The organism is Mesorhizobium sp. M2C.T.Ca.TU.002.02.1.1, from assembly GCF_003997225.1.
The window spans coordinates 1-9,038 of sequence record NZ_RZTO01000182.1 but is presented as its reverse complement, the minus strand read 5'-3'; the positions used below and the strand labels follow the sequence as shown (position 1 = coordinate 9,038).

Below are 9,038 nucleotides of genomic sequence, written 5' to 3'. Positions count from 1 at the left end.
ACCTCTTCAACGAGGACAGCGAGGAGGAGGTGCGCCGGCTGCAGTCCTCGCTCGGCTCGCTCCGGCTCTCCATCGACGACATGCTGGAGCGGCGCGAGGTCGCCTTCGAGGGCGAGCACCGCGAGGTGCTCGAGGCCTACCGCATGTTCGCCAATGACAGCGGCTGGGTGCGCAGGCTGGAAGAGGCGATCCGCAACGGCCTGACGGCGGAGGCGGCGGTCGAGAAGGTGCAGAGCGACATGCGTGCCCGCATGCTGCACATGACCGACCCTTACCTGCGCGAGCGGATGAGCGATTTCGACGACCTCGCCAACCGGCTCCTGCGCCAATTGATGGGGCGCGGCCCCGAGGATGTCGCGGCCTCGCTGCCCAAGGATGCCATCATCGTCGCCCGCTCGATGGGTGCGGCCGAGTTGCTCGACTATCCGCGCGACAAGCTGCGCGGCCTTGTGCTGGAGGACGGCGCGGCCACCAGCCATGTCGTCATCGTCGCGCGCGCCATGGGCATTCCCGTCGCCGGACAGATGAAAGGCGCCGTTTCCATGGCGGAAAACGGCGACGCCATCATCGTCGACGGCGAGGAAGGCACCATCCACCTGCGTCCGCAGTCGGATCTCGAGGCCGCCTATGCCGAAAAGGTCCGCTTCCGGGCACGGCGGCAGGAGGTCTACCGCGAGCTGCGCAAGAAGCCGTCGCTGACCAAGGACGGCGTTCCGGTCGATCTCCTGATGAATGCGGGTCTTGCCGTCGACCTGCCGCAGCTGACCGAATCGGGCGCCGCCGGCATCGGGCTCTTCCGCACCGAATTGCAATTCATGGTCGCCTCGACCTTCCCGCGCGCCGAGGCGCAGGAGCGGCTCTACCGCGACGTGCTCGACGCCGCGCGCGGCAAGCCCGTCACCTTCCGCACCATCGACATCGGCGGCGACAAGGTGCTGCCCTACTTCAAGGGAGCGATCCAGGAAGAGAACCCGGCGCTCGGCTGGCGGGCGATCCGGCTGACGCTCGACCGCCCCGGCCTGCTCAGGACGCAGATCCGGGCGCTGCTGAAGGCCTGCGGCGGCCGTGAGTTGAAGCTGATGCTGCCGATGGTCACCGAGCTGTCGGAAATTGCGCAGGCGCGCGAGATCATCGACCGCGAGGTGAGGCATCTGTCGCGCTTTGCCCATCATCTGCCCACCAGCCTCAAGCTCGGCGCGATGCTGGAAGTGCCCTCGCTCTTGTTCCAGCTCGACGAATTGATGAAGGCGGTGGACTTCGTCTCGGTCGGCTCCAACGACCTCTTCCAGTTCGTCATGGCGGTCGATCGCGGCAACACCCAGCTCGCCGACCGCTTCGACACGCTTTCGGCGCCGTTCCTGCGGGTGCTGAAGACAATCGCCGATGCCGGCGTGCGCAACAACACGCCGGTGACGCTCTGCGGCGAGCTTGCCGGGAGGCCGATCTCGGCCATGGCGCTGATCGGCCTGGGTTTCCGCTCGATCTCGATGTCGCCGGCCTCGATCGGTCCGGTCAAGGCGATGCTGACCGAGCTGCCGCTGCAGGAGCTGAAAGACTTCTTCAAGGACAATCTGATGGCGCCGGCCCAAGGGACGCCGATGCGGGCGCTGCTGCAGGCATTTGCCGACGATCGCTCCATACCGCTATAGCATCCCATCATGATCAACCTGCCCCGCGACCGTATGGATCAAGTCGTCAAGCGTTTCGACATGCTCGAAGCGCAGATGGCGGCCGGCCCCGCCGCCGATCAATATGTCAAGATGGCCTCGGAATATGCCGACATCCAGGAGATGGTGGGCAAGATCCGGGCGTTGCGCGCCGCCGAGCAGGAACAGGCGGACCTCGAGGCGATGCTGGCCGACAAGGCGACCGACGCCGACATGCGGGCGTTGGCCGAGGCGGACCTGCCGGAGGTCGAGAGCCGCATCGAGGCGCTGCGGAAGGACATCCAGATCCTGCTTCTGCCCAAGGACGCGGCCGACGAGAGGAACGCCATCCTCGAAATCCGCGCCGGCACCGGCGGCGACGAGGCGGCGCTGTTCGCCGGCGATCTGTTCCGCATGTATGAGCGCTACGCCGCTTCGCGCGGCTGGCGTTTCGAGGTGGTGTCGGCCAGCGAAGGCGAGGTCGGCGGCTACAAGGAAATCATCGCCTCGGTGTCGGGCAAGGGCGTGTTCGCGCATCTGAAGTTCGAATCCGGCGTGCACCGCGTCCAGCGCGTGCCGGAAACCGAAGCCGGTGGGCGCATCCACACCTCGGCGGCGACGGTAGCCGTGCTGCCCGAAGCCGAGGAGGTCGACATCGAAATCCGGGCGGAGGATATCCGCATCGACACGATGCGCGCCTCGGGCTCGGGCGGTCAACACGTCAACACCACCGACTCGGCGGTGCGCATCACCCATCTGCCGACCGGCATCATGGTGGTGCAGGCGGAAAAGTCGCAGCACCAGAACCGGGCGCGCGCCATGCAGATCCTGCGCGCGCGGCTCTATGACCTGGAACGCAGCCGGGCCGACGAAGAACGCTCGTCGTCGCGCAAATCACAGGTCGGCTCGGGCGACCGTTCAGAGCGCATCCGCACCTATAATTTTCCGCAGGGGCGCGTCACCGACCACCGCATCAACCTCACGCTCTACAAGCTCGACCGGGTGATGATGGGCGAGCTCGACGAGGTGATCGACGCGCTGATCGCCGACCATCAGTCGAAGCTGTTGGCCGATATGAGCCTCGATGGCTGACCATCTGCCCGCCGCGCTCGGGCCGCTGCTCAGGGCCGCGCGCGAGCGTCTGGCCGCCGCCGGTATCGACGATCCGGCGCTCGATTCCCGGCTGATCGTGGAACATTTCTCCGGTACGACCCGCACCCAGGCGATCGCCGAACCGGGGCACGAGGTGGGTCCGAAGGCGCTTTCGGCCGTTGAAGCGGCCCTGAGGCGTCGCGTCGCAGGCGAGCCGGTGCACCGCATCCTCGGCTACCGCGAATTCTACGGTTTGCGCCTGTCGCTGTCGCCGCAGACGCTGGAACCCCGGCCGGACACCGAGACGCTGGTCGACGCCGTCCTGCCCTTCGCCCGGGCAACGGCCGAAAGGCTGGGCGAATGCCGTATTCTCGATCTCGGCACGGGCACCGGCGCCATCGCGCTGGCCCTGCTCGGCGCCGTTCCGGCGGCGACCGCGACAGGCGTCGACATTTCGCCCGAGGCATTGGCGACCGCCGCCGGAAATGCCCGGGATCTGGGGCTCGGCGAGCGCTTCAAAGCCTTGCATTCCAACTGGTTCGAAAAAGTTTCGGGCCGCTACCATGTAATTGCCTCGAACCCTCCCTATATACCCAGTCGAGAGATCGGAAATCTGCAGGACGAGGTCCGCGGTTTCGACCCGCACCGGGCGCTGGACGGCGGTGCGGATGGGTTGGACCCCTATAGGGTCATCGCCGCCGAGGCGGCAGGATTTCTGGAAACGCAAGGCAAGGTAGCGGTCGAGATCGGCCACACGCAGAAGAACGAGGTCAGCGGAATATTCGCCGCAGCCGGTTATGTGTTAATCGGGACACATCGCGACCTCGGCAAGAATGACAGAGTTCTGGTGTTCGAGCGGCGAAAGCCCTGATGCAGTGCGAAAAAACCGCTTGGCAATGCAGGGGAATGCAGTTAGGGTCCGGCTCAACCGGATGAGACGAAGCAGGCAGTGCTCCCAGCGATTCGGTTTTCCTTGGAAATAGCTGCCTTCTTGCGCAAACGACGCCCAAGCTTCGTGCGGGAATCATCCGGCAAGTGATGTAACCGGAACAGGATGGCACGTGGCGCCAACGCAATTGATGCGGGCGAACGCCGGTGAAGAAACGAAACGGCTGGCTGCATGAGCGCCTCCGTTCGTGAAGAGTTTTTTCGAAAATTCACTATGAAGAGAGTCTAATGAGGCCACAACAGCAGAACAGGCGCATGCGCGGTCGCAACAACAATGGCGGCGGTGGCAACAACAACAACCGCAAGGGGCCGAATCCCCTGACCCGCACTTATGAGAGCAACGGCCCGGACGTGAAGATCCGCGGATCGGCTCAACAGATCGCCGAAAAATACGCCGCACTCGCCCGTGACGCGCAAAGCTCCGGCGACAGGGTGATGGCGGAGAACTATCTCCAGCACGCCGAACATTACAATCGCATCATTGCCGCCGCACAGGCGCAGATGCCGATCCAGAACGTCCCGCAGAACCGCGACGACTTCGAGGACGATCTCGATGAGGACCGCGACGAGTTCGACAATACGGGAAATAGCAGCGGCAACGGCGCCGAGGCGCCGGCGAACGGCTCCGGGCCGCAGCCGGTGATCGAAGGCACGCCGGCGGAACTCGCCTACAACCAGGAAAACGGCCGCGACAACAACAATCGCCGCGACAGCGGTCAGCGTGATGGGGGACAGCGCGACAACAATGGCCGCGACCGGCATCGCGACCGCCGCAACGGCGGCTACGGCCAGCATGGCCAGAACGGTCCGCGCGGTGACAGCGGCCAGCGCGGCGAGCATGGCGGCCAGCAGTCCGATCAGAACCGCCGCAATGAGGCCGCGCAGGCGCAGCCCGAGGCTGCCGGCGAGGCCGGTCCTCAGGCCGAGCAGGCGCCGCAGTTCGACAGTTTCTCGCCGGCCGCGCTCGCCGCCCAGGCCGAGCTCAACGAAGCCGCCATTGATAATGGCGGCGGCGGTCGCCGGCCACGGCGTCCGCGCCGTCAGCGCGGCAATTATGCCGACCAGGCCGGCAGTGGCGAGCAGGGCGATCAGCCGCAGGGCGCAAGCCCGGAACGGTCGATCTCCGAAAATTCAGGCGAAGCGCCTAATGCGGCGAACAATGGCGATGAGGCCAGCGCCAAGCTCGCCGAAGAGGCGAGGCCGGCGGTCGAGCCTGTCGCCAGCGAGCCGACGCCTGTTGCCAGCGAAGCCCCCGGCGAGCCTGTTGCCGCCGACGCGAACAGCTGATCCGGACGCCATTTCAGGCATTGCGAACGGCGGAGAGCAATCTCCGCCGTTTTCGTTCGTGCGCAGCTGGAATATTCTGCTTTGATCGACATCAAGGCGTCTTGAGGGACCGCGCCCCATACACCATATCTCGGCTGAACAGGGCTCGGCTCGAATGAGCGGGTCCGTCACCGCAATCTGATCCGGTGCCGCAAAGCGGGCCGGTGACGGAAGGAGACAGACATGAATCTTGAAAAATACTCCGAGCGCGTGCGCGGCTTCGTCCAGTCCGCGCAGACCATGGCGCTCTCGCGCAATCACCAGCAATTCACCCCCGAACATATGCTGAAGGTGCTCGTCGACGATGACGAGGGCCTTGCCGCGTCCCTGATCGAGCGCGCCGGCGGCAGCGTCCGCGACGTCAAGCTCGGCGTCGAGACCGCGCTCGAAGCCATGCCCAAGGTCGAAGGCGGCAATGGCCAGCTCTATCTGGCCCAGCCTCTCGCCAAGGTGTTTTCCACCGCCGAGGACCTGGCCAAGAAGGCCGGCGACAGCTTCGTCACCGTCGAGCGGCTGCTGCAGGCGCTTGTCATGGAGAAGTCGGCCAAGACCGCCGACATCCTGTCCAAGGCAGGGGTCACCGCGCAAGCGCTCAACCAGGCCATCAACGATATCCGCAAGGGCCGCACCGCCGACTCGGCCAGCGCCGAGCAGGGCTATGACGCGCTCAAGAAATACGCGCGCGATCTCACCGCCGACGCCCGTGCCGGCAAGCTCGATCCGGTCATCGGTCGCGACGACGAGATCCGCCGCACCATCCAGGTGCTGTCGCGGCGCACCAAGAACAACCCCGTGCTGATCGGCGAGCCGGGCGTCGGCAAGACGGCGATCGCCGAAGGCTTGGCGCTGCGCATCGTCAATGGCGACGTGCCGGAATCGCTGAAGGACAAGCAGCTGATGGCGCTCGACATGGGCGCGCTGATTGCCGGCGCCAAATATCGCGGCGAGTTCGAGGAGCGGCTGAAGGCCGTGCTCAACGAGGTCACCTCGGCCAACGGCAACATCATCCTGTTCATCGACGAGATGCACACCCTGGTCGGCGCCGGCAAGGCCGACGGTGCGATGGATGCGTCGAACCTTTTGAAGCCCGCGCTTGCGCGCGGCGAGCTGCACTGCGTCGGCGCGACCACGCTCGACGAGTACCGCAAGCATGTCGAGAAGGACCCCGCCCTTGCCCGCCGTTTCCAGCCCGTCTTCGTCGACGAGCCGACGGTGGAGGACACGGTCTCGATCCTGCGCGGCCTGAAGGAGAAGTACGAGCAGCACCACAAGGTGCGCATTTCGGATTCCGCGCTGGTGTCGGCGGCGACGCTTTCCAACCGCTACATCGCCGACCGTTTCCTGCCGGACAAGGCGATCGATCTGGTCGATGAGGCGGCCTCCAGGCTGCGCATGCAGGTCGATTCCAAGCCCGAGGCGCTGGACGAGATCGACCGCCGCATCATGCAGCTCAAGATCGAGCGCGAGGCGCTGAAGGTCGAGAAGGACGAGGCCTCGAAGGACCGGCTTGCCCGGCTGGAGAAGGAGCTTGCCGATCTCGAGGAGGAATCGAGCGAGCTGACCACGAAGTGGCAGGCCGAAAAGCAGAAGCTTGGCCTTGCCGCCGACCTGAAGAAGCAGCTCGACGAGACGCGCAACGAGCTGGCGATCGCGCAGCGCAAGGGCGAATTCCAGCGCGCCGGCGAGCTTGCCTATGGCAAGATCCCGGAGCTCGAGAAGAAGCTCAAGGAAGCCGAGGCGCAGGACGGCAAGACCGGCATGGTGGAAGAGGTGGTCACGCCCGACCATGTCGCGCATGTCGTGTCGCGCTGGACCGGCATTCCGGTCGACAAGATGCTGGAAGGGCAGCGCGAGAAGCTCTTGCGCATGGAAGACGAGATCGGCAAGCGGGTCGTCGGCCAGGGCGAAGCCGTGCAGGCGGTGTCCAAGGCCGTGCGGCGCGCCCGCGCCGGACTGCAGGATCCGAACCGGCCGATCGGCTCGTTCATGTTCCTCGGACCGACCGGCGTCGGCAAGACCGAGCTCACCAAGGCGCTGGCCAGCTTCCTGTTCGACGACGAGACGGCGCTGGTGCGCATCGACATGTCGGAGTTCATGGAGAAGCATTCCGTCGCCCGGCTGATCGGCGCGCCTCCCGGCTATGTCGGTTATGAGGAAGGCGGCGCGCTGACCGAAGCGGTGCGGCGCCGGCCCTATCAGGTCGTGCTGTTCGACGAGATCGAGAAGGCGCATCCGGACGTGTTCAACGTGCTCCTGCAGGTGCTCGACGACGGAAGGCTGACCGATGGCCAGGGCCGCACGGTCGATTTCCGCAACACGCTGATCATCATGACGTCCAACCTCGGCGCCGAATATCTGGTCAACCTCAGCGACGACCAGGATGTCGATGCCGTGCGCGACGAGGTGATGAGCGTGGTGAAGGCCTCGTTCCGGCCGGAGTTCCTCAACCGTGTCGACGAGGTGATCCTGTTCCACCGGCTGCGCCGTCAGGATATGGACCGTATCGTCGAGATCCAGCTCAAGCGGCTGGAGAACCTGCTTGTCGACCGCAAGATCACGCTGTCGCTGGATCATGACGCGATCGAGTGGCTGGCCTCGAAGGGCTACGATCCGGCTTATGGCGCCAGGCCGCTGAAGCGGGTGATGCAGAAGGAGCTGCAGGACCCGCTGGCGGAGAAGATCCTGCTCGGCGAGATCCTCGACGGTTCGACCGTCGAGGTCACCGCGGGCTCCGACCGGTTGAACTTCCGCTCGAAGCCGACCGTGGTGGCGACGGAAGCCGCCGCCTGATCCGGGTCGAGCCTGAACGAACGCGAAGCGCGTCGCACCGGACTGGTGCGGCGCGCTTTGTTATTCCCGGCGACTGCGCATAATCGGCTGCCGATTCGAATGGCTGGGAAGGACTCGATGACGCCCGACGATTACAACGGCTTCTGCGCATCGCTGCCCGCCACGACGCATGTCGTTCAGTGGGGCGGCGCCCATGTCTGGAAGGTTGGCGGCAAGGTGTTCGCCATCGGCGGCTGGAACGAGGGCGGCGAGCTCTTCGTCACCTTCAAATGTTCCGAGATGGCCTATGACGTGCTGAAGGATCAGCCGGGCTGCCGGCCGGCTCCCTATCTTGCCTCGCGCGGCATGAAATGGATCCAGCGTCAGACGAGCCAAAGCGTGGATGACGCGGCGCTGATGGACTATCTGCGCGAGAGCCATCGCCTGGTCGTGCTCAAGCTGACCAGACAGGCACGCAAGGAATTGGGACTTGCGCAAGCTGGCTGATATTCCTCAAGCTGGCGGAAAACCGCCATCTTCATGCCCGGTTCATATTGGAACCTTAATTTGGGTAGCTGGTTTGCTGGCGAAGATTCGCCCCGCCAGGAAGCCTAGTCGACCGGAGAGCTAGACCCCCATGCTGCGCTTGATCTTTTCCCTTTCGGCACTCGCGGCCGGGCTGGTGACTTCCAGTGCGTTCGCCACGCCGAGCGTGGATGGCGCGCCGCAGGCGACACGGCCCGCCCAGCGCGGTGCGCTGGTGCTGGCGCAGGAAGGCAATATCGATATCTACTACGACGCCAGAGGCAACCGCGTGCTGGTCGATGCCGACACCGGCAAGGTGATCGCCATCCAGCCGCCGGGGAGCAGGCTCGACCGCCGAGCGCTGCGCCGGCAGATGCGCATGCAGGAACTCGGCCGCGCGCCGGCCGAGGGCGACGATCGCTATTATCTCGACAATCCCGAGGACATGGCGCGCTTCCGCCGCCGGCAACTGGAGGAGAACGGCCGCGTTATCCCGCCGCCGGTCGATGAATACGATCCCAACAGCGACAATTCCGTCGATGCCTATCCGCCGGCGCCCAACAATGATGAGGGCTATGCCACCACCTATCCCGAGGAGCCGAAGTCGAACACCATCAAGCGCCAGCCGCTGAACGAGGCGTCGATCGACCCGGAGCAGCCGGACCAGGGCGAGGTGCTGCAGACCAATCCGGAGGCCTCGTTGCCGCCGAACACGGGCGGCAAGGCCTCGGT

Annotated in this window: 6 protein-coding genes and 1 pseudogene; all 7 read left to right on the top strand. The window is 65.3% G+C overall.

The genetic code is table 11. The features are described from left to right. Window positions 1-1,649 (top strand): phosphoenolpyruvate--protein phosphotransferase (gene ptsP / locus EOD07_RS12475; protein ID WP_127235660.1); only part of this gene is annotated, 1,649 nt, incomplete at its 5' end. A gap of 9 nt (window positions 1,650-1,658) precedes the next feature. Beyond that, on the top strand, window positions 1,659-2,738 hold the full coding sequence (gene prfA / locus EOD07_RS12470; protein WP_127235659.1) for a peptide chain release factor 1: 1,080 nt from the start codon (window positions 1,659-1,661) through the stop codon (window positions 2,736-2,738). Further along, entirely contained in the window at window positions 2,731-3,609 is an 879-nt protein-coding gene (gene prmC / locus EOD07_RS12465; RefSeq protein WP_127235658.1) for a peptide chain release factor N(5)-glutamine methyltransferase, read from the top strand. Before prfA ends, prmC begins: the two co-directional genes overlap by 8 nt. Before the next feature lie 332 nt (window positions 3,610-3,941). After that, window positions 3,942-4,973 carry a DUF4167 domain-containing protein gene (locus tag EOD07_RS12460; protein WP_127235661.1) on the top strand — a complete coding sequence of 344 codons (1,032 nt, stop codon included), beginning with the start codon at window positions 3,942-3,944 and terminating at the stop codon, window positions 4,971-4,973. A gap of 222 nt (window positions 4,974-5,195) precedes the next feature. Then, window positions 5,196-7,802 carry an ATP-dependent chaperone ClpB gene (gene clpB / locus EOD07_RS12455; protein ID WP_127235657.1) on the top strand — a complete coding sequence of 869 codons (2,607 nt, stop codon included), beginning with the start codon at window positions 5,196-5,198 and terminating at the stop codon, window positions 7,800-7,802. 117 nt (window positions 7,803-7,919) lie between these two features. Then, window positions 7,920-8,288: an MmcQ/YjbR family DNA-binding protein gene (locus EOD07_RS12450; RefSeq protein WP_073987860.1), complete on the top strand. Its 369-nt coding sequence runs from the start codon at window positions 7,920-7,922 to the stop codon at window positions 8,286-8,288. A gap of 130 nt (window positions 8,289-8,418) precedes the next feature. Continuing rightward, window positions 8,419-9,038: pseudogene (locus EOD07_RS12445) on the top strand (hypothetical protein); the annotation flags it as partial.

Coding starts and splice junctions, on each gene's coding strand:
- prfA (WP_127235659.1), top strand. CDS start 1,659: ATGATCAACCTGCCCCGCGACCGTATGGATCAAGTCGTCAAGCGTTTC.
- prmC (WP_127235658.1), top strand. CDS start 2,731: ATGGCTGACCATCTGCCCGCCGCGCTCGGGCCGCTGCTCAGGGCCGCG.
- EOD07_RS12460 (WP_127235661.1), top strand. CDS start 3,942: ATGCGCGGTCGCAACAACAATGGCGGCGGTGGCAACAACAACAACCGC.
- clpB (WP_127235657.1), top strand. CDS start 5,196: ATGAATCTTGAAAAATACTCCGAGCGCGTGCGCGGCTTCGTCCAGTCC.
- EOD07_RS12450 (WP_073987860.1), top strand. CDS start 7,920: ATGACGCCCGACGATTACAACGGCTTCTGCGCATCGCTGCCCGCCACG.